This window comes from Streptomyces sp. NPDC015125 (assembly GCF_043080045.1).
Taxonomy (GTDB): Bacteria; Actinomycetota; Actinomycetes; order Streptomycetales; family Streptomycetaceae; genus Streptomyces.
This window is the reverse complement of the sequence record NZ_JBIBVF010000009.1, coordinates 132,368-158,939: the sequence shown is the minus strand read 5'-3', so window position 1 is coordinate 158,939 and position 26,572 is coordinate 132,368. Positions and strand designations below refer to the sequence as shown.

At 72.2% G+C, this 26,572-nt stretch carries 27 protein-coding genes, 1 pseudogene and 1 riboswitch; of the genes and pseudogenes, 13 read left to right on the top strand and 15 right to left on the bottom strand.

The window, feature by feature from the left end:
- Window positions 1-70: 70 nt before the first annotated feature.
- Window positions 71-1,354, bottom strand: a complete 1,284-nt coding sequence (gene thrC, locus ACF088_RS21165) for a threonine synthase (RefSeq protein ID WP_392377302.1) — start codon at window positions 1,352-1,354, stop codon at window positions 71-73.
- 17 nt (window positions 1,355-1,371) lie between these two features.
- Window positions 1,372-1,530: riboswitch (SAM riboswitch) on the bottom strand.
- Window positions 1,531-1,699: 169 nt separating this feature from the next.
- Here thrC and ACF088_RS21160 point away from each other — a divergent pair.
- Window positions 1,700-2,662 (top strand): glucosyl-3-phosphoglycerate synthase, encoded by a 963-nt coding sequence (locus ACF088_RS21160; RefSeq protein WP_392377301.1) that lies wholly within the window; start codon window positions 1,700-1,702, stop codon window positions 2,660-2,662.
- Between the two features lie 21 nt (window positions 2,663-2,683).
- On the opposite strand, the gene ACF088_RS21155 is transcribed toward ACF088_RS21160, so the two are convergent.
- Window positions 2,684-3,439: a GntR family transcriptional regulator gene (locus tag ACF088_RS21155; protein ID WP_392377300.1), complete on the bottom strand. Its 756-nt coding sequence runs from the start codon at window positions 3,437-3,439 to the stop codon at window positions 2,684-2,686.
- Between the two features lie 169 nt (window positions 3,440-3,608).
- Here ACF088_RS21155 and ACF088_RS21150 point away from each other — a divergent pair, with 169 nt between their 5' ends.
- From ACF088_RS21150 to ACF088_RS21135, 4 genes are all read left to right on the top strand, one after another.
- A complete protein-coding gene (locus ACF088_RS21150; RefSeq protein ID WP_392377299.1) occupies window positions 3,609-3,956 on the top strand; it encodes a hypothetical protein in 348 nt (115 codons plus the stop codon).
- A 75-nt stretch (window positions 3,957-4,031) separates the two neighbouring features.
- On the top strand, window positions 4,032-5,504 hold the full coding sequence (locus tag ACF088_RS21145) for a trehalose-6-phosphate synthase (RefSeq protein WP_392377298.1): 1,473 nt from the start codon (window positions 4,032-4,034) through the stop codon (window positions 5,502-5,504).
- A 254-nt stretch (window positions 5,505-5,758) separates the two neighbouring features.
- Window positions 5,759-6,313 (top strand): hypothetical protein, encoded by a 555-nt coding sequence (locus ACF088_RS21140; RefSeq protein WP_392377297.1) that lies wholly within the window; start codon window positions 5,759-5,761, stop codon window positions 6,311-6,313.
- The gene (locus ACF088_RS21135; RefSeq protein ID WP_392377296.1) at window positions 6,300-6,638 is read left to right on the top strand and encodes a winged helix-turn-helix domain-containing protein; all 339 of its coding nucleotides are present in this window, start codon (window positions 6,300-6,302) and stop codon (window positions 6,636-6,638) included. The genes ACF088_RS21140 and ACF088_RS21135 overlap by 14 nt, the downstream gene beginning before the upstream one ends.
- A gap of 44 nt (window positions 6,639-6,682) precedes the next feature.
- Here ACF088_RS21135 and otsB read toward each other — a convergent pair whose 3' ends face one another.
- The 3 genes from otsB to ACF088_RS21120 form a co-directional block, all read right to left on the bottom strand.
- Window positions 6,683-7,573, bottom strand: coding sequence for a trehalose-phosphatase (otsB, locus tag ACF088_RS21130; protein ID WP_392377295.1), 891 nt, complete (start codon window positions 7,571-7,573; stop codon window positions 6,683-6,685).
- Between the two features lie 98 nt (window positions 7,574-7,671).
- Window positions 7,672-8,010 (bottom strand): DUF3263 domain-containing protein, encoded by a 339-nt coding sequence (locus ACF088_RS21125; RefSeq protein WP_392377387.1) that lies wholly within the window; start codon window positions 8,008-8,010, stop codon window positions 7,672-7,674.
- Window positions 8,011-8,197: 187 nt separating this feature from the next.
- Window positions 8,198-9,421 (bottom strand): ABC transporter substrate-binding protein, encoded by a 1,224-nt coding sequence (locus ACF088_RS21120; protein ID WP_392377294.1) that lies wholly within the window; start codon window positions 9,419-9,421, stop codon window positions 8,198-8,200.
- Window positions 9,422-9,812: 391 nt separating this feature from the next.
- On the opposite strand from ACF088_RS21120, the gene ACF088_RS21115 reads away from it, so the two are divergent.
- The 3 genes from ACF088_RS21115 to ACF088_RS21105 all read left to right on the top strand — a co-directional run bounded on the left by ACF088_RS21115 (window position 9,813) and on the right by ACF088_RS21105 (window position 13,084).
- The gene (locus ACF088_RS21115) at window positions 9,813-10,739 is read left to right on the top strand and encodes an ROK family protein (RefSeq protein WP_392377386.1); all 927 of its coding nucleotides are present in this window, start codon (window positions 9,813-9,815) and stop codon (window positions 10,737-10,739) included.
- Window positions 10,739-11,950: an N-acetylglucosamine-6-phosphate deacetylase gene (nagA, locus tag ACF088_RS21110; RefSeq protein ID WP_392377293.1), complete on the top strand. Its 1,212-nt coding sequence runs from the start codon at window positions 10,739-10,741 to the stop codon at window positions 11,948-11,950. The genes ACF088_RS21115 and nagA overlap by 1 nt, the downstream gene beginning before the upstream one ends.
- A 195-nt stretch (window positions 11,951-12,145) precedes the next feature.
- Window positions 12,146-13,084 carry a 1-phosphofructokinase family hexose kinase gene (locus tag ACF088_RS21105; RefSeq protein WP_392377292.1) on the top strand — a complete coding sequence of 313 codons (939 nt, stop codon included), beginning with the start codon at window positions 12,146-12,148 and terminating at the stop codon, window positions 13,082-13,084.
- Window positions 13,085-13,224: 140 nt separating this feature from the next.
- On the opposite strand, the gene ACF088_RS21100 is transcribed toward ACF088_RS21105, so the two are convergent.
- Window positions 13,225-14,148, bottom strand: a complete 924-nt coding sequence (locus tag ACF088_RS21100; protein WP_392377291.1) for a carbohydrate-binding protein — start codon at window positions 14,146-14,148, stop codon at window positions 13,225-13,227.
- 343 nt (window positions 14,149-14,491) lie between these two features.
- A complete protein-coding gene (gene cdgB / locus ACF088_RS21095) occupies window positions 14,492-16,168 on the bottom strand; it encodes a diguanylate cyclase CdgB (RefSeq protein WP_392377290.1) in 1,677 nt (558 codons plus the stop codon).
- A 313-nt stretch (window positions 16,169-16,481) separates the two neighbouring features.
- Between cdgB and ACF088_RS21090 the strand changes: the two genes are divergently transcribed.
- Window positions 16,482-17,096, top strand: a complete 615-nt coding sequence (locus ACF088_RS21090) for a flavin reductase family protein (RefSeq protein ID WP_392377289.1) — start codon at window positions 16,482-16,484, stop codon at window positions 17,094-17,096.
- A gap of 200 nt (window positions 17,097-17,296) precedes the next feature.
- Here the strand turns inward: ACF088_RS21090 and arfB are convergent, their stop codons facing one another.
- The gene (gene arfB, locus ACF088_RS21085) at window positions 17,297-17,725 is read right to left on the bottom strand and encodes an alternative ribosome rescue aminoacyl-tRNA hydrolase ArfB (RefSeq protein WP_088802263.1); all 429 of its coding nucleotides are present in this window, start codon (window positions 17,723-17,725) and stop codon (window positions 17,297-17,299) included.
- A 203-nt stretch (window positions 17,726-17,928) separates the two neighbouring features.
- Here arfB and ACF088_RS21080 point away from each other — a divergent pair, with 203 nt between their 5' ends.
- Window positions 17,929-18,504 carry a TerD family protein gene (locus tag ACF088_RS21080; RefSeq protein WP_244419317.1) on the top strand — a complete coding sequence of 192 codons (576 nt, stop codon included), beginning with the start codon at window positions 17,929-17,931 and terminating at the stop codon, window positions 18,502-18,504.
- A gap of 287 nt (window positions 18,505-18,791) precedes the next feature.
- On the opposite strand, the gene ACF088_RS21075 is transcribed toward ACF088_RS21080, so the two are convergent.
- Window positions 18,792-19,067 carry a helix-turn-helix domain-containing protein gene (locus ACF088_RS21075; RefSeq protein WP_392377288.1) on the bottom strand — a complete coding sequence of 92 codons (276 nt, stop codon included), beginning with the start codon at window positions 19,065-19,067 and terminating at the stop codon, window positions 18,792-18,794.
- 86 nt (window positions 19,068-19,153) lie between these two features.
- Here ACF088_RS21075 and ACF088_RS21070 point away from each other — a divergent pair.
- Window positions 19,154-19,252, top strand: a pseudogene (locus tag ACF088_RS21070) (type I methionyl aminopeptidase); the annotation flags it as partial.
- A 105-nt stretch (window positions 19,253-19,357) separates the two neighbouring features.
- Window positions 19,358-19,855 carry a hypothetical protein gene (locus ACF088_RS21065; protein ID WP_392377287.1) on the top strand — a complete coding sequence of 166 codons (498 nt, stop codon included), beginning with the start codon at window positions 19,358-19,360 and terminating at the stop codon, window positions 19,853-19,855.
- 21 nt (window positions 19,856-19,876) lie between these two features.
- Here the strand turns inward: ACF088_RS21065 and ACF088_RS21060 are convergent, their stop codons facing one another.
- The 6 genes from ACF088_RS21060 to ACF088_RS21035 form a co-directional block, all read right to left on the bottom strand.
- Window positions 19,877-20,521, bottom strand: coding sequence for a pentapeptide repeat-containing protein (locus ACF088_RS21060; protein WP_392377385.1), 645 nt, complete (start codon window positions 20,519-20,521; stop codon window positions 19,877-19,879).
- 221 nt (window positions 20,522-20,742) lie between these two features.
- A complete protein-coding gene (locus tag ACF088_RS21055) occupies window positions 20,743-21,846 on the bottom strand; it encodes a M24 family metallopeptidase (RefSeq protein WP_392377384.1) in 1,104 nt (367 codons plus the stop codon).
- Window positions 21,847-22,113: 267 nt separating this feature from the next.
- On the bottom strand, window positions 22,114-23,295 hold the full coding sequence (locus ACF088_RS21050) for an NAD(P)/FAD-dependent oxidoreductase (RefSeq protein WP_392377286.1): 1,182 nt from the start codon (window positions 23,293-23,295) through the stop codon (window positions 22,114-22,116).
- Window positions 23,295-23,489, bottom strand: a complete 195-nt coding sequence (locus ACF088_RS21045; protein ID WP_392377285.1) for a ferredoxin — start codon at window positions 23,487-23,489, stop codon at window positions 23,295-23,297. Before ACF088_RS21045 ends, ACF088_RS21050 begins: the two co-directional genes overlap by 1 nt.
- A 53-nt stretch (window positions 23,490-23,542) precedes the next feature.
- On the bottom strand, window positions 23,543-24,757 hold the full coding sequence (locus ACF088_RS21040; RefSeq protein ID WP_392377284.1) for a cytochrome P450: 1,215 nt from the start codon (window positions 24,755-24,757) through the stop codon (window positions 23,543-23,545).
- Complete coding sequence (locus ACF088_RS21035; RefSeq protein ID WP_392377283.1) at window positions 24,754-25,560, bottom strand: DUF3159 domain-containing protein; 807 nt, start codon at window positions 25,558-25,560, stop codon at window positions 24,754-24,756. Before ACF088_RS21035 ends, ACF088_RS21040 begins: the two co-directional genes overlap by 4 nt.
- 349 nt (window positions 25,561-25,909) lie before the next feature.
- Here ACF088_RS21035 and ACF088_RS21030 point away from each other — a divergent pair, with 349 nt between their 5' ends.
- Window positions 25,910-26,572, top strand: coding sequence for a response regulator transcription factor (locus ACF088_RS21030; protein ID WP_392377282.1), 663 nt, complete (start codon window positions 25,910-25,912; stop codon window positions 26,570-26,572).

Genomic DNA, 26,572 nt, shown 5'->3' with positions numbered 1-26,572 from the left:
CGTGGCGGACGGGCCGGCGGCCTCGTGGCGGATGGTGGCGCGGCCCCGTGCGCGGACGGGGCCGGCGGCCTCAGCGAGCCAGGCCGGCCGCGCGGAACGCGTCCAGGTCCGGACGGATCGTGGCCGTGGGCCCGGAGGTCGGGGCGACCGCGTCCAGCGTCTTGAGGCCGTCGCCGGTGTTCAGGACGACGGTCGTCAGGGACGGGTCCAGCACACCGTCCTCGATCAGCTTCTTGGTCACGCCGACGGTCACCCCGCCCGCGGTCTCCGCGAAGATGCCTTCCGTCCTGGCCAGCAGCTTGATCGCGTCCACGACCTGCTCGTCGTTGACGTCCTCGACGGCACCGCCCGTGCGGCGGGCGATGTCGAGCACGTACGGGCCGTCGGCCGGGTTGCCGATCGCCAGCGACTTGGCGATGGTCTTCGGCTTCTGCGGGCGCACCACGTCGTGCCCGGCCTTGAAGGCCGTGGACACCGGCGAGCAGCCCTCCGCCTGGGCGCCGAAGATCTTGTACGGCTTGTCCTCGACCAGGCCGAGGGCGATCAGCTCCTTGAGGCCCTTGTCGATCTTCGTGAGCTGCGAGCCGGACGCGATCGGGATGACGATCTGGTCCGGGAGCCGCCAGCCCAGCTGCTCGCAGATCTCGTACGCGAGGGTTTTGGAACCCTCGCCGTAGTAGGGGCGCAGATTGACGTTGACGAAGCCCCAGCCCTCGCCCAGCGGGTCGCCGATGAGCTCCGAGCAGAAGCGGTTGACGTCGTCGTAGTTGCCCTCGATGCCTACCAGGTCACCGCCGTAGACCGCGGCCATGACGACCTTGCCGGCCTCCAGGTCGTGCGGGATGAACACGCAGGACTGGAAGCCCGCGCGGCGCGCCGCGGCACCGACCGCACCGGCGAGGTTGCCGGTGGAGGAGCAGGACAGGGTGGTGAAGCCGAAGGCGCGGGCGGCCTCGACGGCGATCGCCACGACGCGGTCCTTGAAGGAGTGCGTCGGGTTGCCCGAGTCGTCCTTGACGTACAGCCCGCCGGTGACGCCCAGCTCGGCGGCGAGCCGGTCGGCCTTGACGAGCTTGGTGAAGCCGGGGTTGAGGTTGGGCTTGTCGGCCACGTCGGCGGGGACGGGCAGCAGCGGGGCGTAGCGCCAGATGTTGTCCGGACCGGCCTCGATCTGCTTCTTCAGGCCCTCGGGGTCGCCGCTCGGCAGGTCGTACGCGACTTCGAGCGGCCCGAAACATTCCTGGCACGCGAAGATCGGGCCGAGCGCGAAGCGCTGTCCGCACTCGCGGCAGGACAGGGCTGCGGCGGGGCCCAGAGCGACGGTGGGGGTGTTTTCGGTGACTTGCACAGCCATGGAGGCGAGGCCCTTTCTCCTCATCTTCCTCGCGACGAATCTCGCCACGAGACGGATTTGGCACCTTCCCTAGCCGGGAGCCTCGCGCGCGGGACGTCAGCGTCCTTGCGGCAAGACCGGCTGGAGGGTTGCCGGGGCTTCAACGGGCCGTATCCCTCTGCCCCTCTGGATGAGCGGTATGGCGCTGGGCCGAAACCCAGGCGTTTGTGGCGCGGACCCCGACATGCGACGGTCATCCGCGTTGTTCAAGACTGTAACCGAAGGCACTGACGGTTGAGATAGTCGTCCGAACCGCGAGATGGATCACAGAGGCCGCCCACCGGCGGCGACCGAGGAGTCGTAGACGTGCTGGAAGAGGTGGAGGGCTGGCTGAGCAGCCGCTCCTGGTCCGCCGCGGACCGCCCGCTGGGGCAGCTACTGGAGGCCAAGCGCCAGACGGGCCGTACGGTCAGCGTCGTCCTGCCCGCGCTCGACGAGGAGGCCACCGTCGGGGCGATCGTGTCGGTGATCCGCGCCGAGCTGATGACCGGCGCGGTCCCGCTCGTCGATGAGCTGGTGGTGCTGGACTCCGGCTCCACCGACCGCACCGCCGAGGTCGCCGCGGCGGCCGGCGCCCGGGTCGTCCCCCGCGACAGCGTCCTGCCGCGGCTGCCCGCCGTCCCCGGCAAGGGCGAGGTGCTGTGGCGCTCCCTGCTGGCCACCACCGGCGACATCGTCTGCTTCATCGACGCCGACCTGCGCGAATTCTCCGCTGCCTTCGTCTCCGGGATCATCGGCCCGCTCCTGACCGACCCGGACGTCCAGTTCGTGAAGGCGATGTACGACCGCCCCCTGGAGACCGGCACCGAGGGCGCCGGGGCCGGGCAGGGCGGCCGGGTGACCGAGCTGGTGGCCCGCCCCCTCCTCAATCTCCACTGGCCGCAGCTGGCCGGCTTCGTCCAGCCGCTCGGCGGCGAGTACGCGGCCCGCCGCTCCCTCCTGGAGCGCCTCCCCTTCCCCGTCGGCTACGGCGTCGAGCTCGGCCTGCTCGTCGACGCCCTGCACACCGTCGGCCTCGACGCCCTCGCCCAGGTGGACGTCGGCGTCCGCAAACACCGCCACCAGGACGGCCAGGCGCTCGGCCGGATGGCCGCCGCGATCTACCGCACCGCACAACTCCGCCTGACCCGCGGCCACTTGGTACGCCCCCGCCTCACCCAGTTCGACCGCGGCGACGACGGCTTCGTCCCCCGTACGACGGACGTGGACACCGAGGAGCGGCCCCCGATGGCCGAAATCCCGGAGTATGCGGAGCGGCGGGCGGCCTGAGCGCTCGCGCGGCGTGAGCGCTCAGGCGTCGAAGTCGTACTCCAGCACGTAGGCGGACGAGTCGAGGATCATCTCGTTGACCTCGACCGTGCGCCCGTCTTCCGTCCTGGCCATCCGGCTGATGAGAGTGACGGGCGTACCCGCCGGAAGGCGCAGCCGGTCGGTCTCCTCCGGTGTCGGCATGCGTGACCGCACCTCTTCCCTGAAACGGGCGGGAGCCGCACCCAGCTCGGCAAGCCGGGCGTATGTCCCACCGGCCCCGGTGTCCGGCTGCGTGATTGCCGAGCCCGCGACAAGGGCGGCGGGAAGATAGGAGGTGGAGAGGAGCACCGGCTTGCCGTCGAGCACGAACCGGCGGCGCCGCACGATCACAGCGCCTCCAGGCTCTGTCCCGAGCTGCGCCGCGACGGTTTCGGCTGCCGGTTCCTCGTCCACGGTGACCTCGTCCACCACCAGGTCACGGTCGGGCACATCGGCCGACCAGACCGAACGCCCCTCACCCCACTGCTCCCGAGCCAGACGCGGGACACCACGGCGCCGGATCGGCTGGAACGCCCGCACGAAGACCCCGGCACCCTTGCGGGCCTCGGCAAGCCCCTCCGAGGTGAGCACACCGAGCGCCTGTCGCGCCGTCATCCGTGCCACGCCGTGCCGGTCCATCAGCTCGTTCTCCCCGGGAAGCCGGTCTCCGGGCCGGAACTCCCCCTCCGCGATCGCCCGCTTCAGAGCGTCGGCGATCCGGCGGTACTTGGGCGACGAGCTCTCCTGTGCGGCCATGACGACGCATCCCTCCTGGCGATCTCTAGACATCCTAGAGATCTGTTCGAGCGCCACGACATCACCGCCCGCCCCCACCTCCCAGCATCTCTAGAGAAGCAGTTGACGCCATGCATCCACTTCGCTTCAATGAGTAGCGGTCCAACTTCTCTAGAGAACTGGAGTCGCCATGACGCCTCCTGCGCGTCCGCGCCTGCTTCCCTGGTCAAGCCCGGAGGGGAAGCCGTGCTACCTGCTCTCCGAGGGAGACGGCCCCGTCACCCGGCAGGCGAACGCCGTTGAACACGCCCAGCTCGCATCCGGCGAGATCCTCCTGAGGCACGCCCGTGCCCTCCTCCGCGACACCCCGACCACGGCGCCCGAACTGCGCTTCCTGGCCTGCTGCTTGACGGATGCGCTGGACGACTCGTTGCGCATCAACCGCAGCCGGGGCGATCGTCTCGGCTGCGCGCACCCGGAGCCCGCCGAGGGTGAACCGTCGTGGCCGGTCCACGCATTCCCACCGGGAGACGACTGAGGAGCCCACCCGGACCCGCGCCTCTTGGCCGCTTCCGTACGTTTGCGCGGATCTGTCGCGGGTTACTGTCGCGACATGGTCTCCGAGCGCAGTGCGGCCCCAGCGGGTGCCGAGGTTCTTGTCGCGTCGAATCGCGGGCCGGTCTCCTACGGCCTGACGGAGGACGGCACGCTCACCGCCAAGCGGGGCGGGGGCGGGCTGGTGTCCGGGCTGTCGGCCATCGGGCCCGAAACCGACGCGGTGTGGGTGTGCGCCGCCCTGGGCGACGGGGACCGGGAGGCCGTACGGCGGACGGGTGGTGCGCTGGAGCCCGGTGACACCGGCGGGCAGCGCGTCCGGATGCTGGATATCCCGGCCGAGGTGTATGCCGCCGCCTACAACGGCATCGCGAACTCCGTGCTGTGGTTCGTCCACCACATGCTGTACCAAACACCGCTGGAGCCGGTCTTCGATGCGGAGTTCCGGGCGCAGTGGGCGTCGTATGAGGCCTATAACCGCGCCTTCGCCCAGGCGCTCGCCGACGAGGCCGCCGAGGGCGCGGCGGTGCTGGTGCAGGACTACCACCTGTCCTTGGTTCCGGGGATGCTGCGGGCGCTGCGGCCCGACGTACGGATCGCGCATTTCTCGCACACGCCATGGGCACCGCCGGAGTACTTCCGGATGCTGCCGGACGACATCGCCGAGCAGGTGTTGCAGGGGATGCTGGGCGCCGACCGGCTGGGGTTCCTCACCCGTCGCTGGGCGGACGCGTTCGCCGACTGCTGCACCGAGGTCGTCGGCGGCACGGGCGACACCCGGATCGGTGTGCACGGGCTCGGGGCGGACGCCGGGTTCCTGCGGGAGCGGTCGCAGCAGGCGGACGTCAACGAGCGGCTGGCCGCCCTGCGGGAGCAGATCGGCACGGGGCCCGACGGGACGGCGCGCAAGACCGTCGTCCGGGTGGACCGGACCGAGCTGTCGAAGAACATCGTGCGGGGGCTGCTCGCCTACCGGGAGCTGCTGGCGGAGCACCCGTCGTGGCACGGGCGTGTCGTGCACATCGCCTTCGCCTATCCGTCGCGGCAGGACCTGGCCGTCTACCGGGAGTACACGGCGCAGGTCGGACGGCTCGCCGAGGAGATCAACACCGAGTACGGAACGGAGAGTTGGCGACCGGTCGTGCTGCATGTGAAGGACGACTTCGCGCGCTCGCTGGCCGCGTACCGGCTGGCGGATGTGGCACTGGTCAACCCGATCCGGGACGGGATGAATCTGGTAGCGAAGGAGATCCCGGTGGTCTCCGACCATGGCTGTGCGCTGGTGCTCTCCCGGGAGGCCGGCGCCCATGAGGAGCTGGGCGAGGACGCCCTCACGGTCAATCCGTACGACGTGAGCGACACCGCGCGGGCGCTGCACAAGGCGCTGACGATGGAGGCCTGGGAACGCGGCGAGCGCACGGCGCGGCTGGCCGCTGCCGCCACGGCGCTGCCGCCGGCGCAGTGGTTCCTGGAGCAGTTGCGGGCGCTGAAGGCGCTGGGGGAGGAGACCCCGGGGCGGGACGCCTCCTGAAGGGTCGTCGGCGACGGCCGTCTTGACGGGCGGGCATGCCGATCCGGTCGCGTTCCGGAACGGCGGGGAGTTCCGAGCGGGGCCGCGCAAGGGCCGGCCCCGGGTGCCCGTCGGGGCGTTTCGTCTGGATCGCGGGCGGCAACACCACAAGGCCCAGGAGCTGACGCCCTGTTGACGAACCAATCCTGGGCAACTAGTTTCCTCTCAGGAAAATGATTCTGCTGGAGCAACCAGTATTTTTCGAGGAGGTAGCCATGTCGTCAGCGTCATCGCCATCCGACCCCAAGGGCCCCCGCCCTTCGGCAGACGAAGCAGCCCGCGCACTGAGGGACATCGACCGGCACCGGGACCAGGCGCACGGCTCGGCCACCAACGCCCGGTGGGTGTACGTACTGTTCGGAGTCGTGTTCGGCGCGCTCTTCGCAGCCCCGGACTTCTTCGGAGAGGGAGCGGCCGGCTGGTCCTCGGCGGCTTACGGGGCACTCGGCGTCGGCTATGTCGCGCTGCTCAACACCCGCAAGGGCTCGGCTCTGCTGGGTCAGCCCGTCCGGACGCGCAGGCAGGAGACTTCCGGGCGCTTCCGCCGTTACGCGCTGCTCACGCTGCTTGCCGTGGTCCTGGCCGGCCTCGCCGTTCAGTTGCTGCAACCGCACTGGCACCTCGCCGTGCCGTACTGGCGGACCGCGGTGGGTGCGGTGATCGGCGGCGCCCTGGCCCTGTTCGGGCCGCACTGCCATCGGGCGCTCCTCTCGGTCGCCGTGCGCGGCGGCCATCGCACAGGAGCGAGCGCACTCGATGGCACACGCTGACTTCGACCCCGTACTCCTCGACCCCACCCGGCTGACGATCGTGTCGCTGCTCGCGGGCGTGCAGTGGGCGGAGTTCGCCTGGGTGAAGGAGTCGGCGGGGCTCTCCCCCTCCGCCCTGTCCAAACAGATCAGTACGCTGCAGTCGCACGGGTACGTCGAGGTGCGCAAGGGGTACGTCGGCAAGCGCCCCCGCACCTGGGTGAACCTCAGCGACGGCGGGCGGACGGCGCTGGAGGCGCACGCGGCGGCTCTGCAGCGGATCGTCGAGGAGTCGCGGCGTACGGCGAGCGGGGACGGCGACGGCGACGGCGACGGCGACCAGTGACCTGCTGCGGAGGACTTCCGGCTCAGGACACCAGGTGCCTCCCCTCAGTCCAGCCGGTCGGCCAGGGCGGCGAGCAGTGCGACGACTCCGGTCGGGCCGTCGACCACCAGATCGGCGCGGTCGGCCAGCTCGGCGACCTCGTTGCTGCCGCTGCAGACCAGGACACCGCCCAGGCCGTCGGAGCGCAGCTTTTCGACGGCGGCGAAGGCCGCCAGATCGCCCAGGTCGTCACCGGCGTAGAGGACGGTGGTGGCACCGGTCTCGCGGACCCAGTCGGCCAGGGCGACGCCCTTGTCCATGCCCGGCGGGCGGAGTTCCAGGACGAGGCGGCCCGGCTCGACGATCAGGCCGTGGCGTTCGGCGAGCGCGGTGAGCGGGCCGCGCAGCTGGTCGAAGGCGCCCTGGGGGTCGGTGGCGCGGCGGGTGTGGACGGCGATGGCGCGGCCGCCCTTGCGCTCGATGGCGGTCTCGACCCAGGTGCCGTGCCAGACGCCGGAGGCATCCAGGACGCCGGGGAGCTCGGCCTGTATGGCGGCGACGCCGGGGGGCGGGGCGGGCGCGTGGACGGTGCCGGTGGCGGCTTCCCAGCGCTCGGCGCCGTAGTGGCCGAGGACGGTGAGATGGTCCAGGCCCGGCGCCTTGGCGAAGCCGCCGAGGCGGACCGCGACGGTGGCCGGGCGGCCGGTGATCACCGCGGCGGCGCGCAGCCGGGGCGCCAGGCGGCCGAGGGCGGCGACGGCGCCCTCATGGGCGCGGGCCTTCTCCGGGTCCGGGACGATATCGGCGAGGGTGCCGTCGAAGTCGAGGGCGATGACGGCGCGTTCCGGGTGGGCCAGCAGCGCGGCGAGGCCGTCGCGGCCGGCCGGGGTGCGCGGGGTCGGTACGGCTCCGGGTGGCGGCGGGGAGTGCGGCGCGGCGTTCGGGGGGCTGCCCATGGCGCCGACCCTACCGGCGAGCGGCGGGCGGCGGGGGCACCTCCGCGAGGGCCGGGAGGGTGCACGGGCGCATCTAGACGGCGCGGCGGGCGCCCGCGTCAGCGGCGGGCGCGGCGGGCGTCCCGGACGCGGCGCAGACGGTTGACCGTGACGGGGTCGTGGGCGAGCGCCCGGGGGTCGTCCAGCAGCGCGTTGAGGAGTTGGTAGTAGCGGGTCGGGGAGATGCCGAGCTGTTCGCGGATGGCGCGTTCCTTGGGGCCGGGGCCCGGCCAGGAGCGGCGCTCCACGGCGAGCACCGCCTCGTCCCGGGCGGTCAGCCCCGCGGCGCTCGCACCGGCCCCGGGAGGACTGCCCGAACCGGCCGGACCGCCTGTGCCGCCCGCGCCTTCCGGACCGCCCACGGCCTCCGCATCGCCCGTGCCGCCCACGGCCTCCATATCGCCCGTGCCGCCCGCGCCGTCCGTCATCACGCTTCCACGATAAGCGCACGGTCGGACCAGGCCCGGCCCCTCGCCCGGGCCGGACCGGGCCCGCCGGCCGAGCCCGACCCCGACTCCGATCCCGACCCCGGCCTCGGCCCCCGCCCCGGCCCGCCCGCCTGTCCGCGCAGCCGCGCCGCCACCGTCATTCGCCGGTGTTGTCCGCCGCGTCCGCGGTGTTCTGGATGTCGGTGAGCACCCCGGACGGGTTGCCCCTGGGGTCGACCGCGGCGCCCATCTTCGCCTTGACCGTCTTGGAGATCAGCGGCCAGGAGGTCTTGTTCGCCGGGTAGAACTCGGCGTTGGGGAGCTGCTTGAGGAAGCCGTGCAGCTCGGTGTACGTGTCGTCGGCCTGCATCGCCTCGGAGGCGGAGGTGGTGACCGGCAGCAGGCCGTAGTCGCCGGAGAACTTCTCGACGTTCTTGTCGCTGTAGACGAAGTCGAGGAACTTGCCGACCTGGGCGCGGTGGCCGCCCTGCTTGAACGCCATCATCCAGTCGGCGACGCCCATGGTGGCCTTGGCCTTGCCGTTGGCGCCGGGCAGTTCGACGCTGCCGTAGTCGATGCCCTTGGCCGCGGCCTGCTTCATCAGGGTGGGGTGGCCGTTGAGCATGCCGACCTTGCCGTCGACGAAGCCCTGGAAGGCGTCCTTGCGGTTGAGCTTGGCCGGATCGGTGCCGGTCAGGCCCTTGCCGACGAGGTTGTTCTTCAGCCAGCTGAAGGTCTTGACGTTCTCCGGCGAGTCGATCGTGTACTTGCCGATGCTGTCGGTGTAACCGCCGCCACCGCTGAGCATCCACTGCATCGTCTCGGCCTGGGTCTCCTCCGGGCCGAGCGGCAGCGCGAAGGGCATCTTGACCCCGTGGTCCTTCAGCAGCTGGGCGTCGTGGGCTATGTCGTCCCAGTTCTGCGGCGGGGAGGTGATGCCGGCCTGGGTGAACAGCTTCTTGTTGTAGAAGAGCCGCCGGGTGCTGGCGCCGAAGGGCATGCCGTACTGGACGCGCTTGTATTCGCCGGCCTCCGCGAGGGAGGGGCTGAAGTCGGCCTGGGTGGTGACGTTGAGCAGCTTGTCGACACCGTAGAGCTGGCCCTTGGCGGCGTAGTCGGCGTAGGCGCCGATCTGCGCGAGGTCGGGTGCGTGGCCGGCCTTGACCAGGTCCGCGACCTTCTTGTCGACGTCCGTCCAGCTGTAGACCTTGACATCGATCTTGGTGCCGGGGTGCTTCTTCTCGTAGGCGCGCGCGAGCTCGTTCCAGTAGTGCTGGGAGCTGTTGGACTGGCTGTCGCCGTAGTCCGCCGCGATCAGTTTGAGAGTGACGTCGTCGCCGCTACCGGAGCCGCTGCCGCAGCCGGTAAGAGTCAGCGTCATGGTGGTGGTGATGACCGCCGCCAGGCTCAAGTACCGCCGCTGCACCGCTGTTTACCGCCCTTTGTCCTGAAAGTCCGTGCTTGCCGGGGCATCCGCCCCACCGTCTCAGGGGTCCCCCTCCAACGGCATGACAGCGGGTCGTGCCCGCGTCCGCTACCGAGTCTCCCCCGCGGCCTTTACAAGGTCTACACCACCCCCCGTTTCGCGGAGGCGCAGGCCTTCGGGCCTTCGGGCGGTTCCCCCCGGGTGATCCGCCCGGAGGAGCCACGCGTGAGCCACCCGGAGGATCCGCGGGTGATCCACCCGGTGAGTGGACTAGACCTTTCAGCCCGGTTCGCGCAAAACTGTTCCCGTGAGACACGTCATCGCCCTTGATGTGGGCGGCACCGGGATGAAGGCCGCCCTCGTAGGGGTGGACACGACACCTGCCGGGGGGACCTCCGCCGGTCCCCCCGTGCTGCTGTACGAGGCACGGCGCCCCACCGGCCGCGAGCGGGGCCCCGACGCGGTCGTCGAGGCCATCCTCGGCTTCGCCGCCGAGCTGCGTGACCTCGGCGCGGCCCGCTTCGGCGTCCCCGCCGCGGCGGCCGGGGTCGCCGTCCCCGGGATCGTCGACGAGCGCTCCGGCACCGCCGTCTACGCCGCGAACCTCGGCTGGCGGGACGTACCGATGCGGGCGCTGCTGTCCGAGCGGCTCGGCGGGGTGCCGGTCGCCCTCGGCCACGATGTCCGCACCGGCGGCCTGGCCGAAGGCCGGATCGGCGCCGGGCGGGACGCCGACCGGTTCCTGTTCGTCCCGCTGGGCACGGGGATCGCGGGCGCCATCGGCATCGACGGCCGGATCGAGGCCGGAGCGCACGGCAGCGCGGGCGAGATCGGCCACATCGTCGTACGGCCCGGCGGACGCGTCTGCGGCTGCGGTCAGCGCGGCTGTCTGGAGACGGTGGCCTCGGCCGCCGCGGTCGGCCGTGACTGGGCGGCGGTCTGCAAGGATCCGCAGGCCGGCGCGGCGGACGCGGCCAAGGCCGTGGAGTCCGGCGACGAACGGGCCCGCGCCGTCTGGCACAGCGCCGTGGACGCCCTCGCCGACGGCCTGGTCACCGGTCTGACCCTGCTCGACCCGCAGACCCTGATCATCGGCGGCGGGCTCGCCGAGGCGGGCGACACGCTGTTCACGCCTCTGCGGGAAGCGGTCCGCCGCCGCGTTACGTTCCAGCGGCTCCCCTCGATCGTTCCGGCGGCCCTGGGGGACGCCGCCGGGTGCCTGGGCGCAGGCCTGCTCGCCTGGGATCTTCTCTCCACGGAGGTAACCGCCTGATGGCACAGCAACCGTTTGCGCAGCGGCCCTCGGACGCCGGGCGCACCGTTCTGACCGGCGCCCGGATCGCCCGGCCGTCCGGCGTCGTCGAGCGCGGCCGGATCACCGTCGAGGGCGGCCGGATCGGCGATGTCCACAGCCGTGACCTCGACCCGGAGGAGGCGGCGGCCGGACGGGTGGTGGACCTTTCGGACCACCTCATCGTCCCCGGCTTCGTCGATGTGCACGTCCACGGCGGAGGCGGCGGCTCGTTCTCGTCCGCCGACCCCGAGGAGTGCATGACGGTGGCCGAGACCCACCGCAGGCACGGCACCACCTCGATGGTCGCCTCCACCGTCACCGGCGAACTGGCCGACCTCGCCCGGCAGGCCGCGGTGCTCGCCGAGCTGGTCCAGCAGGGCGAACTGGCCGGCATCCACTTCGAGGGCCCGTTCATCTCCGCGCAGCGCTGCGGCGCCCACCAGCCGGAGCTGCTGCGCGATCCGGACCCGGCCGACGTCCGCAAGCTGATCGACGCCGCGCACGGCACCGCGTCGATGATGACCGTCGCGCCCGAACTGCCCGGCGGCCTGGAGTCCGTACGGCTGCTCGCCGACGCCGGGGTGATCGCCGCCATCGGCCACACCGATTCCGGCTACGAGGCCACGCGCCGGGCCATCGAGGCCGGCGCCACCGTCGCCACCCACCTCTTCAACGCGATGCCCCCGCTGGGCCACCGCGCGCCGGGCCCGGTCGCCGCCCTCCTGGAGGACGAGCGGATCACCGTCGAGCTCATCAACGACGGCGCCCATCTGCACCCGGCGATCCTGCAGCTGGCGGTCCGTGAGGCCGGCGCCGGACGGGTCGCGTTCATCACCGACGCCATGGGCGCGGCCGGGATGAACGACGGGATGTATCCGCTCGGCCCGATGCAGGTCGAGGTCAAGGACGGCGTCGCGCGGATCAGCGAAGGCCCCACCGCCGGTTCGATCGCCGGCTCCACCCTCACCCTGGACCGGGCCTTCCGCCGCGCGGTCACCCTCGACGGCCTGACGGTCGATCAGGCCGTACAGGCGCTTTCGGCCACCCCGGCCCGCCTCCTGGGCATCGACGACCGGACCGGCTCCCTGCAGACCGGCAAGGATGCCGACCTGGTGGTGCTGGATGCGGCATACGACCTGGTGGGAGTCATGCGCCGGGGCGAGTGGGTGGTGCGCCCGGCGGGCGTCTGACGCCCCGTACGGCGGCGGACAGCCGCACGGCCGGCCGCCCCTCCGGCCGGCCCACGGGCCTCCGGAAGCGGGACCGGGTCTGGGCCAACGACCACCAGCGATGGCATGATCGCTCGCGCACTTGTCCGTATGCCACGGCCGCGCGCGGTGGCCCGACGCCCGGCCGCCCGGCCATGACTGCCCGGAGGGGCGACCATGATCCTCACGGTCACGCTGAACGCCGCCCTGGACATCACCTACCGCGTTCCCCGGCTCCATCCCCACGCCACGAACCGGATCACCGAAGTGTCCGAACGCCCCGGCGGCAAGGGCCTGAACGTCGCCCGGGTGCTGGCCGCCCTCGGCCACCGCACGGTCGCCACCGGCTTCGCGGGCGGCGGCACCGGCGAGGCGCTGCGCGCGCTGCTCGCCGAGACCGAGGTCACCGATGCACTGGTCCCGGTCGGCGGCGCCACCCGCCGCACCGTCGCCGTCGTCGATGCGGGCAGCGGCGACACCACCCAGCTCAACGAGCCGGGCCCGACCGTCTCCCCCGCCGAATGGGACACCTTCCTCGGCACCTACCGCGAACTGCTGGGCGAGGCACGGGCGGTGGCGCTGTGCGGCAGCCTGCCGCCGGGCGTTCCGGTCGACGTCTACGCCCGGCTCACCCGGGCCGCGCGCAGCGCCGGCGTGCCGGTCCTGCTGGACACCAGCGGCGAACCGCTGCGCCGGGGCCTGGCCGCCCGCCCCGACCTCGCCAAGCCCAACGCCGACGAACTGGCCGCCCTCACCGGCAGCACCGAACCACTGCGCGCCGCCCGCGACGCCCGCCGCCGCGGCGCCCATGCGGTGGCCGCCTCGCTGGGCCCGGCCGGCATGCTCGCGGTGACCGCCGACGGCACCTGGCAGGCCGCGCCGCCACAGCGGATCGCCGGCAACCCGACGGGTGCCGGCGACTCGGCGGTGGCCGGTCTGCTGTCGGGGCTGGTGGAGGAGCTGCCCTGGCCGGACCGGCTGGCCCGCGCGGTAGCCCTGTCCGCGGCAACCGTACGGGCCCCGGCGGCGGGCGAGTTCGATGCGGCGACATATGACGAGCTGCTGACGCGTGTGGTGGTGACGAGCGAGCACTCCCCGTCCGGGCCGGCCCGCTGAGCGCAGCGCGCCGCACCCCTGCAGCCGGACTGCAGCCGGACTGCAGCCGGACGACAAGCGGTGTGCCGCGGGGATCGTTCTCCCCGCGGCACACCGCTGGTGCTCACCTGCTGCTCACCGGACCGGCGCCGGCCCGGCCGTCAGCGCTTGACCTGGCCCGCCTTGAGACTGACCTTGTCCAGGTTGAAGTCGCAGTTGTTTCCCTGCTCGCACGAGATCTTTATGGTGTTCGTGCCCTTGTTCAGCTGGATCCAGGCGAAGGTGCGGGTCCAGCCCTTGTCCCACGCGCCCTCCTTCGCCCCGGCGAAGTTCTCCATGTTCAGCTTCGTCGAGCGCGGCTGGCCGTTGATGGTCAGCGAGGAATCGGCGTCCTTGCCCGGCACGCCGTAGCCGACGAAGAGCGTGTAGTCGCCGGACCGGGGCACATCGACACTCCACGTGGCCGACGCGCCGGGGGTGTTCATGCCCGCCACATACGTCCCGCCGGCCGAACGGGCGCCGGGCACATCCTTGGCCGTGCTCGCCCCGCCGTCGAGCCGCAGGCTGCCCGCGTCCTCCTGGGGCAGCTTGCCGGGAGCGGGCTTCTCGGGCTTGTCACCCGGGCGCACCGTGTCACCGGCCGACGGCCCCGGCTTGCCCGCGGCGTCGTCCTGGGAGCCCTTGTTGTTGGTGAGCATCGCCACGCCGATGCCTATGCAGACCACCGCGACCACCGAGACGGCGCCGATCAGCAGGCCGTTGCGGCCGCGCCGCGGCTCCTGGCCACCGCCGCCGTTGCCCGGGGCGGCGGAACGCGTACGGTCGCCGCCGGGCAGCGTTTCCGGCGCGGCGTAGTGGGCGTTCTGCTGCCCGTACGTGACCTGCTGCGGGGCCTGCTGTCCGTACTGGCGCTGGCCGACCGCCCGCACCTGGTTGTAGGAGGTACGCGGGACACCCGGCTGCCGCGCCGCCGCGCCGTCGCCCGACGGGCCCGGTGCGCCGCCCTCGCCGCCTTCCGAGCGGTAGAGGTAGCCGAACGGGTCGTCGTTCTCCGGCGTGTCCGCGCCGTTGTTGCCGGCCGTCATTCCGTGTCACTCCCAAGCGATCTGTGCGCGTCTGGACGCGTCTTCCCGCGTGCGCTGTCATCTGCTGCGCGATCTGTCTGGCGGGCCCCCGGCGGCGCCGCGCCGCATCGGCGCAGCCTACCCCCTCAGGGCATGCGCACACCGAGCCCGAAGGGCCACAAGATCGCTACGGATCGGTGAACTGCTGGTGCGGAGGCCGCAGGGTGCCGGGTGTGAGATACGCGGCATCCGGCCCGGGCGGGGCGGGCGGCGCCGGCGAGGCGGGCGGCGGCATCCGGCCCGGGCGGGGCGGGCGGCGCCGGCGACCCGGCCGGCCGCCGGCACCGGCTGCTGCGCCCGTGGCTCACCCCGCCGCCCGTCGGTTCGCCTTCGAGCGGGAGCGCTTTTCGACGTACATCCGCTGATCGGCCGACTCCAGCACTTCCTCGGCCGTCATCCCGCAGCTCGCCCAGCCGATGCCGAAGCTAGCGCCCACCCGGACCGCCCGGCCCTCCACCCGGATCGGCGGGATGATCGCGTTCCGCAGCCGGACCGCGAGATCCTGGGCGTCGGCGGTGCCGAGGCCGTCGGCGAGCACCACGAATTCGTCGCCGCCGAGCCGGGCGACCGTGTCGCCGTCCCGGACGCCGCTGGTGAGCCGGCGGGCGACCTCGATCAGCACCGCATCGCCGGTGTTGTGCCCGAAGCGGTCGTTGATCGACTTGAAGCCGTCGAGATCGCAGAAGAGGACCGCGAGCCCCTTGGAGCCGTCGTCGGCCGGCCCGTCCGCGGGGGCGACGAGATGGACGTGGTGGTCGAACGGGGCCGGGGGCCCGCCCTCGAAACCGTCGAGTCCGTCGAAGGGCTCCTTGCCGTCCGGCCGGAAGCCGTGCGCCTCATGGGGATCGGTGTGCAGGACGCGCGAGGAGGCGTAGGCGTCCGCCATCGAGCCGGGCGCGCGGGAGCACAGCCGGGCACCGAGCCGGGCCCGCAGCTCCGCGCTGTTGGGCAGTCCGGTCAGTGAATCGTGGCTGGCGCGGTGCGCGAGCTGCAGCTCGTGCCGCTTGCGCTCCTCGATGTCCTCGACGTGGGTGAGCAGGAAGCGGGGGCCGTCGGTGGTGTCGGCGACGACGGAGTTGCGCAGCGAGACCCACACGTAGGTGCCGTCCCGGCGGGCCAGCCGGAGCTCGGCGCGGCCGCCCTCGGCGGAGGTGCGCAGCAGCGTGCCGATGTCCTCGGGGTGGACCAGGTCGGAGAAGGAGTAGCGGCGCATCCCGGAGGCCGGGCGGCCCAGCAGCCGGCACAGCGCGTCGTTGGTGCGGAGCAGCCGCCCGTGCTGGTCGCCGCCCATTTCGGCCACGGCCATGCCGCTCGGCGCGTACTCGAAGGCCTGCCGGAAGCTCTCCTCGCTGGCGCGCAGTGCCTGCTGGTCGCGCTCCAGCCGGACCAGGGCGCGCTGCATGTTCGCCCGCAGCCGGGCGTTGCTGATCGCGATGGCGGACTGGAAGGCGTACATCTGCAGGGCTTCCTGGCCCCAGGCGCCGGGCCGCCGGCCGTTGCGCGGCCGGTCGACGGAGATCACCCCGAGCAGCTCGCCGCCGCCGTTGGCCGTGGTGTACATGGGCGCGAAGAGGCGGTCCATGGAGTGCCACTCGTCGGGGAAGCGGGGCGCGGGTCCGGCCGTGTGCCACTGCGGTACGTCGTCGTCGTCGAGCACCCAGCCCTCGGTGTGCGGGATGAAGACGAGGTCGCCCCAGCGCTCGCCCATGGCCAGCCGGCGCTCCCAGGAGGTGCGGGAGCCGGCCCGCCCGGCCATCAGCGCCTCGGCGCCCGCGCTGCCGGCGACCGCGGCGACCACGAGATCGCCGTCGGGGCGGACCAGATTGACCGCGGCCAGCTCATAGCCGAGCCCTTTGATCGCGCCGTCGGCGACCGTCTGCAAGGTGTCCGCGAGACTACGCGCGGTATTCAGCTCGGCGACCACTTGGTGCAGCTGCCGCAGGGTCGCAAGACGGACGTATGGCTCCGACTCGGTCTCCATCGCTCGCTCTCCCTGAGACCTCGACAGCAAACTCCACGATTCTTTGTCGTCCGATTCCACGCTCACTGAATCACAGTGAGCTGTTCACTCGGTACACAGGGTCAACAATTAGCGCCTCCTGTGACTCAAGTCACAAAGCCTGAAGGATGTTTGACGATCTTCCATAAACCCGCCACGGAAGCGCGCCTTCACTCTTTCTACACTTGCTGAACGCAAATTTCCGAGTGTTCCGGACTTCCGTCGTCAGACCTAGGACGCGGCTGGTCCCCGGGCCCGATGCGCGGCGGGGGCCGACGAAGTTAGCGTTTATGGCGTGTTCACGAAAAGCCCTGCCGATACGGCGGCCTCCGGGCCCACCGCCCCTTCCGCACCCGTCGTCACCCTCAGTTCCACACCGGACGATGCGCCCATCCCGCATTCTGTTGGAGTGAGTGACGACGAATTCCGCGCCGCCCTGTCCCGCCTCGCCGCAGGCGTGGTGCTGATCACCGCCCACGACCCCGACGGCGGGCCGCACGGCGATGACGTCGGCATGACCGCCACCGCATTCCTGTCGGTCTCCCTCGACCCGCCGCTCGTCATGGTGAGCGTTCGCAACGATTCACGGATGGACGACCTGCTGGAGCTGCAGCCGCTCTGGGCCGTATCGGTGCTCTCGGGGCATCAGCGGCAGATTGCCGGGCGGTTCGCGATGAAGGGGCGCATCAGCGACCGGCTGCTCTTCGAGGATCTTTCGTCCGTACGGGGCGAGGTGTCCGGCGCCCCGCTCATCGGCGGGGCCCTCGCCACCATGGAGTGCCGCACCGAGCAGCGGGTCATGGCCGGCGATCACACTCTGGTCATCGCGCGCGTCCTGGCCACGTCGGTCTCCAACGACGACGACGGGCCGCTGACGTACTTCCGGGGGAAGTACCGGCAGTTGGGGTGAGGGGCGGGGTGACCGGGGGACGGCCGGGACGGCCGGGACGGCCGGGACGGTCGAGACAGCCGGGACGGTCGAGACGGCCGGGACGGTCGAGACAGCCGGGACGGTCGAGACAGCCGGGACGGTCGAGACAGCCGGGACGGTCGAGACAGCCGGGACGGTCGAGACGGCGAGGGCGGCCGGGGGCCGCGCCTGCGGGCCGGTCAGCCCCAGTCGCGGCCCGAGCGGCCGCGCTTGGTGTCGCCGCGCTGCTTCTTCTCCCGCAGCCGCCGCTCATTGATGCCCCGTGGGATCCGCGACTTACGGCGCGGCTTGGGCGGTGGTGCGGTGGCCTCGGCCAACAGCGCGGCCAGCCGGACGGCGGCGGTCTCGCGGTTGCGCCACTGCGAGCGGTGCTCGGAGGCCCGTACGGACAGCACGCCGTCGGTCAGCCGGCCCGCCAGCCGCTCCAGGGCGCGCTCCTTCCACACCGGCGGCAGCGCCTGCGTCCTGCCGAGGTCGAAGCGCAGCTCGACCTGGCTGTCGCTGGTGTTGACGTGCTGGCCGCCCGGACCCGAGGAACGCGAGAACCGCCAGACGAGCTCGGCCTCGGGAAGGACGACCGCACCGCGGATGACATGGGGCCCGGACATGAGTCCTATGATCTCGCGCGCCACGGGACCCGTCACCCACTTTTCCTGGTCCGTTGCGGCACATCCACCATCAGGATTCGGCAAAGAAAGTAAAGAGTGCTGGAACCTCCCGGTCCCCTGATGGCGTTGTGGTGGGTGACGGTAGCTTCGTCCGCAGTACGGAGCCCGACGCTTCGACGAGTCGACAAGGAAAGGGACATCCCATGGCTGTAAGCCTGTCCAAGGGCGGCAACGTCTCCCTCACCAAGGAGGCACCGGGCCTGACCGCCGTCACGGTGGGCCTCGGCTGGGACGTCCGGACCACCACCGGCACGGACTTCGACCTCGACGCCAGCGCGATCGCGGTCAACCCGAGCGGCAAGGTCTACTCCGACCAGCACTTCGTCTTCTTCAACAACAAGGCCACGCCCGACCAGTCGATCGTGCACACCGGCGACAACGTCACCGGCCAGGGCGAGGGCGACGACGAGCAGATCAACATCAACCTGGCGGCGCTGCCGGCGGACATCGACAAGATCGTCTTCCCGGTCTCGATCTACGACGCCGAGAACCGCAGCCAGAACTTCGGCCAGGTGCGGAACGCCTTCATCCGCATCATCAACCAGGCCGGTGGCACCGAGATCGCCCGCTACGACCTCAGCGAGGACGCGGCCACCGAGACCGCCATGGTCTTCGGCGAGCTGTACCGCAACGGCGCGGAGTGGAAGTTCCGCGCGGTGGGCCAGGGCTACGCCTCGGGCCTCGTCGGCATCGCGCAGGACTTCGGCGTCAACGTCTGAGCCACGCCTGCACCCGGCGCGGCCGGGTCAGCGCAAACGGAGGGCCGGTTCCCCACGGGGGCCGGCCCTCGGCGTGTTTCGGGGGGCGGGAATCGGGGGTCGGGGGGGGACGGCGGTCAGGGGGGCCGGGGGGCCGAGGGTCGGGGAACCGTGGTGGGCGGGGTGCGCGGGGTGGGCGGGGTGCGCTGTGTGGCCCCGCTCGGGCGACCGCGACCTCCGTGCCCTCCGCCTCCGCGGTCCCGCTCAGGCGACCGCGACCTCCGTACCCTCCCTCTCTGCGGTCCCGCTCAGGCGACCGCGGCCTCGGCCTCGGCCTCCTCGGAGGGCGAGGCCAGCACGGCGACCTCGTCCAGTGACAGCCCTAGCGTGCCGGCCAGCGCGGCGACCGTGAAGAACGCCGGGGTCGGCGCCCGGCCGGTCTCGATCTTCCGCAGCGTCTCGGCGGACAGTCCGGCCGCCGCCGCGACCTCGACCATGCTCCGCTCGCCGCGCGCCCTGCGCAGCAGCGCGCCGAGCCGCTCACCGCGTTCGCGTTCCCAAGGGGTCAGTGGAGTTCGCACCATGCCCGTGATACTAATACCGGTAAATAAATACCGCCCCTCGCTGTCGCCGCCGCGGTGCGGGAGGCGGCGAGCGGGAGGTAACCCCCATGGTGGAGATCAAGACGGATGCGGCGCTGGACGCGATGCGGGTGGCCGGCCGGGGCGTCGCCGATGCGCTGGCCGCGGCGCGGGCGGCGGGCGGACCGCAGGCGGGCGGGGCACGGGCGGGCCGGGCACGGGCGGGCGGGGGCGTCTCTCCGTCCGACCGGTGCGGGCGTCTCCGCGTCGCACCGGCGTGACACCATCAAGACGTGATCGACGTCGGCTACTCCCTCTCCCGCCGCTTCCCGGACCCGCCGCAGACGGACTACCGGAGCGCGGACGTGCGCACGCTGCGCCACGACCTCTTCTGCGGCGATGTCTACCTCGCCGACACGAAGACGGACCGCGAGCTGTCCACGGCCTGGGGCTGGGTACCGGTCCTCGACTTCGCCTGGGCGCTGTGCGACATCGTCGAGCAGCTCGACACCGATCCCCGGGGCAACCGCTCCGCCCGCCCCGTCCACGCCGAGCTGGACTTCACCGAGTCCGCGGACCGGATCTTCTTCGAGCGCCGCTTCGGATGGGTGGACGTCGACGCCGACTGGATGCCGGCCGATGAGGCCCCGCTCACCTTCAACCACTCCGCACTGCGCCGCGAGGCCCGCGACTTCCTGCACGACCTGATCGCCGACCTCACCGATATGCACGACGGCCTCGACGACAACCCGGCCATCTGGGACCTCCAGGCCCGCTTCCCCCGCGTCTGAGCGCCTGGCCGGCCAGCCGCCTCACTCCACCCGCACCCCAATCTGGGCCGCGAACGCCGGTGCCAGATCGAGCAGTTGGGGCGCGCTGATCACCGCGCCCGACAACCGGTCGATCCCGCGCGCGATATCCAGCGCGGCCGCCCCCCGCAGATCGACGTCCTTCATCCGCGCCTCGGAGAAGTCCACCCGCGCCAGTGTGCAGTCGTCGAACGTCACCCGCTCCAGCTCCGCCCCCGCGAAGTCCGCCTCGACCAGCACACAGCCCTCGAAGGCGACGTCCCGCAGCTTCGCCTTCCGCAGATTCGGGAAATCGATCTTCCCGCCGCGCACCACGACGCGCTGCAGCACCGCACCGTGCAGCTGCGTCCCGCCGAGCCGGGCGTCCGCCACCTCCACATCGCGCAGGGACGCCTGGGAAAGGTCCGTGCCGACCCCGCGTACACCGCTCAGCACGCTGTCGATGATCCGCGCCCGGCTGAGCACGGTCTCGTCGAGCGCGCAGTGCCGCAGTGCGCAGTCCAGGAAGCGCGCGCCGCGCGCCGACTGCCCGGCCCAGTCGGCGTCCGTGAACTCCAGCCCGTCGTAATCCCCCTCGGCCTCCAGCTCCCCGCCGTCGTACGCCGCCAGCTCCGGCAGCCGCACCTCCGGCCGCCGCACCGCCCGCAGCGTCTCCTTACCGCGCCCTGCCACAGGGCCACCGCCTTCCTGCCGTCCGAGCCCGTCCGCCGTTCCGGTCCACGCCTGCACACCCCATCGTGAACCACGCCACTGACAACGCGCCTGACCTGCGGAAATGCCCGGCAGCCCGCGACGGTAGGCCCCTGCCGCGGCGCTCCCCGACCGCAGCCGCCCCGACCGCAGCCGCCCCGGCCGAAGCGGCCGGGGCCCTACCGCACCACCGCCAGCTCCCGGGCCGTCCCGTTCAGCCGCCGCCCGCCCGACTCCGTACACGTCACGATGTCCTCGATACGGACCCCGAACCGCCCCGGCAGATAGATCCCCGGCTCGATCGAGAAGCACATCCCGGGCACCAACGGCAGATGCTCCCCCTCCACCAGATACGGCGGCTCGTGCGTGGTCACCCCGATGCCGTGGCCGGTGCGGTGGATGAAGTACTCGCCGTACCCGGCAGCCTTGATGACCTTCCTGGCCACCCGGTCGATGTCCTGGCACGCGACGCCCGGCCGCACCGCCTCGAACGCCGCCTGCTGCGCCTCCCGCACGATGTCGTGCACCTTGCGCTCCTCGGCGCCCGGCTCCCCGACGTGCACCGTCCGCGAGGTGTCGGAACCGTACCCGTCCTTGAGACCACCGAAGTCGAGCACGACCATGTCGCCGTCCTCGATGACCCGTTCACCGGCCTCGTGGTGCGGATTGGCGCCGTTGGGGCCCGACCCGACGACCGTGAAATCCACCTGGCTGTGCCCGTGCTCGGTCAGCAGCCGCGCCAGGTCCGCCGCCACCTCCTGCTCCCGCCGGCCGCCGAAGCGCACCCCGAGGATCTCCTCGTACGTCGCATCCGCGGCGGCGCCGGCCGCGGCCAGCCGCGCCACCTCATGGGCGTCCTTGACGGCGCGCAGCATCGGCAGCGCCTCCGTCAGCGCGCTGTAGGCGGTCCCCGGCAGCCACCGCTGGAGCCCCAGCAGATGCAACGCCCACGTCGCGTCGGACACCCCGTAACGCCCTTGCGGATCCACCCACTTGGCCACCTCCGCATACGGTTCCGAGCCGTCGGTCCACCCCGACACCTCCATCACCTGAGCCCCGGGCGAACGCTCCGCGTCCGGATACTCCAATACGGGCACCAGCAGCCGCGAGCGCCGCCCCGGCTCGATCACCAGGGCGGTCAGCCGCTCGGTGGCCGCGGGCGGCCGGTAGCCGCACAGCCACACCAGATCCGGACCCGGCGTCACGATCAGTCCGGCCAGCCCGGCATCGGCGGCGGCCCGGCCCGCCCGGTCCATCCGCCGCTCGTAGTCCTCGTGCGTCATCGAAGTCACCATGCCGGTGAACTTACGCCGGTACGCCCCTTCCGGCCCGTCAAAACCCCTCTCCCGTCGGCCGCTTCCCCCTCCGGTTCACCCGGCCGTCCACCCGGCGGTCCGCCCGGCCGTCCACCCCTACGGGCGCATCCCCGATCCGCCCGCCGGGCCACCCCTTCGGCCACCCCTCAGGAACGCCCCCCTTTCCCCACTCTCCCCTCTCCTCCCCTCCCCCCTTCTCCTCCCCTCGGCTCACTCCGCCCCCGCCTGCCCCCGTTACTCCGGCGCCCGCTCGCCGATGCGGCCGCGGTACGCGTGCAGGGCGCGTGCGCTGTTCCAGCCGAGTACGCCCACCACCCGGCCGCCCTCCTGGTAGAGCGCGACGAACCTGCCCGTCTGCGGATCGCCCTCGACACAGGTGCCCCGGGCATCCACGGGACACCGGCCGTGGAACTGGATCTTGGCGTCGTACTGGTCGGTCCAGCCGAACGGGACCGGTGCGTAGGGCGCTGCGCCCCCGGGCCCGGCGAGGAGGTTCCTGGCGACGGCGAGCGCCTGGGTGGTGGCGTTGGTGCGTTGTTCGAGACGGACGCGGTCGCCGGTGACCGGGTCCGGCCAATTGGCGACGTCTCCTGCCGCATAGACCCCGGGCGCGGCCCGGCAGTGGCTGTCGCAGAGCACCCCGTCCCCCAGGGGGATCGCGGAGCCCGCCAGCCAGTCGGTGGCCGGCACCGAGCCGATCGCGACCACGACCACCTCGGCGGGGAGCCGGTCGCCGTCGTCGAGCACCACCTCGGTGACCCGGCCGTTCCCGCCGGTCAGGCCGGCGACGCCGCGGCCCATCCGCAGCCGGACCCCGTGGTCCTGGTGCAGGCCGGCCACCAAGTTGCCCACCCAGGGGCCGACTTGCCCGGACAGCGGGGTGGGCGCGATATCGACGAGCGTGACGTCCAGGCCCAGCCCCCGTGCGGTAGCGGCGATCTCGCTGCCGAGGAATCCGGCGCCGATCACCACGACCCGCGGGCCGCCCAGCAACTGCGCACGCAGCGTCAGGGCGTCGTCGAGCGTGCGCAGGACGTGTACCCCGGCCAGGTCGTGGCCGAAGGGCAGCCGGCGGGGCCGCAGCCCCGTCGCGATGACCAGGCCGTCGTAGCGCAGCCGGTCCCCGTCCTCCAGGGTGACGGTGCGGTCCGTCGTATCCACCCCGGTCGCCCGGCAGCCCAGGCGCAGTTCGGCGTTCAGGCGCCCGAGGTCCGCGTCCTGGCGCAGCACGGTCGTCTCCGGCTCCCGGTCACCGGCCAGGACCTGCTTGGACAGCGGCGGCCGGTCGTAGGGCACCCGGGGTTCCTCCCCGACCATGGTCAGCGTCCCGGCGAAACCCTCGCGGCGGAGGGCCTCGGCCGCGGTGAGCCCCGCTGCCGAGGCGCCCACCACGACGATCCGTTCCTTCGCAGGCACTACTTCAGCACCTCGATGGCCAGCGCCGGGCAACGGGCGGCGGCGTCCTCCACCGAGGAGTGCAGCTTCTCGGACGGGAGGGCGTCCAGGAGGACGACGATGCCGTCGTCCTCCCGCTGGTCGAAGACCTCTTCGGCTGCCAGCACGCACTGACCTGCGCCGACGCACTTGTCCTCGTCGATGATGACCTTCATCGGGATTCCTCTTCTTCTGTGGATGTGGTGTCGCGTGGCAGCCGTGGCGCCGGCTACCAGGTCACGGGCAGTTCGTGGACGCCGTAGATGAGCATGTCGTCGCGCATCGGCACCTGCTCCGCCGGTACGGCCAGCCGCAGGGAGGGGAACCGGTCGAGAAGGGCGGACAGCGCGGCCTTCATCTCCACCCGGGCCAGTTGCTGGCCGATGCACTGGTGGACGCCGTGCCCGAAAGCCAGGTGCGGGCTGTAGGGCCGGTGCACGTCCAACTGGTCGGGGTCGCCGGTGAACTGCGACGCGTCACGGTTCCCCGACGCCAGGGAGGCGAGCACCGTGGTGCCGGCCGCGATGTGGTGGCCGTCCAGCTCCAGGTCCTCCCGCGCCACGCGACGCAGGCCGAACTGAATGATCGTCAAGTAACGGAGGAGCTCCTCGACGGCGTTGTCCCACAGCGAGGCGTCCGCGCGCAGCGCCGCCAGTTGGTCGGGGTTGCCCAGCAGGCACATGGTGCCCAGCGCGATCATGTTCGCCGTGGTCTCGTGCCCGGCGAGCAGCAACAGCGCCCCGACACCGGCCATTTCCTCGTCGGTGAGACTGCCCTCCTGCACCAGGCCGCTGAGGATGTCGTCGGTGGGGTGGGCGCGCTTGGCGAGGACCAGTTCGTGGATGTGCCGGTTCATCGCCTGGTGGGCCTGCTGGGCCTCCTCCATGCTCGCGTCCAGCCGGAGCATGGTGCTCGAATTCCGCTGGAAGTCCGCACGGTCCTCGTACGGCACCCCGAGCAGCTCGCAGATCACCAGCGAGGGAATGGGCAGCGCGAAGGCCTGGACCAGGTCGACCGGCTGCTCGGCGGACGCCATGGCGTCCAGGTGCTCGGAAACGATCCGCTCCACCGCGGGCACCAGCTGCCGCATCCGGCGCACCGTGAACTGGCCGGTGAGCAGCCGGCGGATCCGGGTGTGCTCCGGGGCGTCCATCATGATGAACATCCCCGGCGGAGGCGGCGGCACCGGTGTACCGGCGGGCACGGCTGCGGCCCGCGCCGGGCGGCGATTGGCACCGAACCGCGGATCGGCCAGCATCGTCCGTACGTCCGCATGCCGGGTGACCAGCCAGCCGGTCGTAGTGTCCGGGAAGGTCACCGGCGTGATCGGGGCCTCTTCGCGCAGCGTCCGGTACTCCTCCGGCGGGCTGAACGGGCAGGTCCGCACGGTGGGCTGGGGCCGGGCGTCGGGCCGGGGCCGGGTGGTGGGCTGGGCGTCGGTCATCGAACGGTCCTTTCCATGGGGTGTGCCGGGCCGGTGAGGTGCGCCGGGTCGGTGAGGTGCGCGCGGCCCGTGAGGTGCGCCGGGCCAGTGGGACGTGCGGGGCTGGTGGGGTGTGCCGGGCCGGTGGGATGTTCGGGGCCGGTGGGGTGTTCGGGTCCGGTGGGGTGTGCCGGGCCGGCGCTCAGGTCGGCGTTCGCGGGGAGGGGGGCGTCGCAGCGGTGCGCGCCGACGGCACGCCGGTAGACGCGCCAGCCCAGCAGTGCGCCGAGCGCGAAGACGAGAGGCCCGAAGACATCGACCGAGCCGAGGGCGACGGCCTGGCCGGACAGGAACAGCGGGAGCTGGACGGCCAGCATCAGGACGTTCCCGGCGAAGAGGACGAGGCTGCCCCTGGCGAAGGCCCGGCGGCGCACCGCACAGCGGCGCCACGCGGTCCGCTCGCCCGTGAGCAGCCCCACCATCAGCCCCATCGGCGGCCACCCGAGCAGGATCAGCACCGGCGCCGCCACGGCCATCACGCAGTGCAGCACCAGGTGCGGGAGGAAGAAGCTGGTGGCCTGCCCGGTCCGTGCGGCCAACGCGCCCTGGACACAGACCAGGCCGAGGATTCCCAGCGCCCGCCCCACGGGCTCCTTGCGTACCAGCCGGTAGGCGAAGACCCCGGCCCCGGCCGTGAAGGCGAGCGTCAGCGCGACGCCGAGCCGATGGGTGAGGGCGAAGGTCAGGGTGAATCCGAAGACGGGCGCGATATCGATCACGGTGCCGCGCAGCCGGCTCCGCACGGCGGCCTGAACGGCATCCACACCGCCGGCTTCCTCATGTGCGGCAGGGTCCACAGGATCTCCAGGCTTCTCGGCGGACGGTGTTCGGGCGGCGCTCGGGCGGCGCTCGGACGGTGCTCGTTCCGGTGTCGTGGCTCAAGAGAAACCGCCCTCGCTGACCCGTCGCGGTCAGCAACCTGACCGTTTCCTGACAGCCGCCGCGGGCCGGGGGAACATCTGCCACGCCCCGGGGGCCGGGGCCGGGGAACCGGCGGCCGGGGCGACTCGTTGTCGTCGCAGACTCCGTGACCGATTGGTGCCCGCCATGCCCCCCGCCTCGCCGACGAGTGGCGCACCGTTGCCCCGGGGAACCGGGCAACGGCTGCTTGTCGTGGACGACGACCCGCGGATGGCGGAGCTGCTGGAGACCACCTTGGGCCTCGCGGGCTACACGGTGGCGACCGCGGGCTGCGGCGCGACGGCCCTGAGCGCGTACGAGGCACAGCCCCCGGACCTGCTGGTGCTGGACGTCATGTTGCCCGACATGGACGGCTTCACCGTGTGCCGGCGGCTGGTGGAGAACGGGGCGCGGCTGCCGGTGCTGTTCCTGACCGCGCGGGATTCCGTCGAGGACCGGGTGACGGGCTTCGCCATGGGCGCGGACGACTACCTCACCAAGCCCTTCAGCCTTCCCGAACTGCTGGCCAGGGTGCACGCCTTGTTGCGGCGCGCCGGCCGGTCCGCGGAGGAGAGCCCGATGCTGCGTTTCGCCGACTTGAGCGTGGACGAGCGGAGCAGGCGGGTACATCGCGGGGACCGGCTGATCGCGCTGTCACCGACCGAGTACAAACTGCTGCGTTACCTGCTGATCAATGCCGACCAGGTGATGTCGAAGGACCAGATCATGGACCACGTCTGGCAGCACCGCTTCGGAGCGGGCGTCGTCGAGAAGCTGGTGTCCCGGCTGAGGGCGAAGGTGGACGCCCAGGCCCCCGCCCTGATCCACACGATGCGCGGGTTCGGCTACAGCCTGCGCCTGCCCGGAGGCGACTGA